General features: G+C 47.9%; 1 protein-coding gene. It reads right to left on the bottom strand.

Going from position 1 to position 1003, the window contains the following annotated elements:
- Positions 1-1003 (bottom strand): Ig-like domain-containing protein (locus B9T19_RS10450; protein WP_233146851.1); only part of this gene is annotated, 1003 nt, incomplete at both ends.

A 1003-nucleotide genomic window follows, 5' to 3' on the forward strand; every position in this document is an offset into this window, starting at 1 on the left:
CCGTAACATTGACAGTTTCGCCATCCGTTACAGGGCGATCTAGCGTGATTTCATACTCACCACTCTCAGGATCTGCTACGACAGAACCTAAGCTATTTCCTTCTTGATCTTTGATTTCAACAGTAGAGCCTGGCTCAGCCTTACCTTTAACAACAAGACCATCTTCATCGATCTCTGCTGTTGGTGCATTGGGCTCAGTAGTATCTGGGGCATTAACTGACGTTGAGTCAGACTCATTGCCTGCCTCATCTTTTAAGCTCACTTCAAGCTCTTCACCGTTGGTGAATGGCTTATCAAGCTCTACTTCAAAGCGACCGTCTTCGTTAACGGTACCTTTGCCCACGACGTTATCATTGGCATCTTTAACGATCACCTCAGCACCCGGCTCACCTTTACCGATGACCTTAGAGCCATCTTCAGAGACCTCGACATCTGTCGGTGCATTGGGCGCAACAGTATCCTTCTCACCCGTTACTGGTGTTTTGTCTGACGTGTTACCCGCTTTATCGGTTGCCGTAACATTGACAGTTTCGCCATCCGTTACAGGGCGATCTAGCGTGATTTCATACTCACCACTCTCAGGATCTGCTACGACAGAACCTAAGCTATTTCCTTCTTGATCTTTGATTTCAACAGTAGAGCCTGGCTCAGCCTTACCTTTAACAACAAGACCATCTTCATCGATCTCTGCTGTTGGTGCATTGGGCTCAGTAGTATCTGGGGCATTAACTGACGTTGAGTCAGACTCATTGCCTGCCTCATCTTTTAAGCTCACTTCAAGCTCTTCACCGTTGGTGAATGGCTTATCAAGCTCTACTTCAAAGCGACCGTCTTCGTTAACGGTACCTTTGCCCACGACGTTATCATTGGCATCTTTAACGATCACCTCAGCACCCGGCTCACCTTTACCGATGACCTTAGAGCCATCTTCAGAGACCTCGACATCTGTCGGTGCATTGGGCGCAACAGTATCCTTCTCACCCGTTACTGGTGTTTTGTCTGA

Origin of the sequence: Ignatzschineria sp. F8392 (genome assembly GCF_002252045.1) — a bacterium.
Lineage (GTDB): Bacteria > Pseudomonadota > Gammaproteobacteria > Cardiobacteriales > Wohlfahrtiimonadaceae > Ignatzschineria.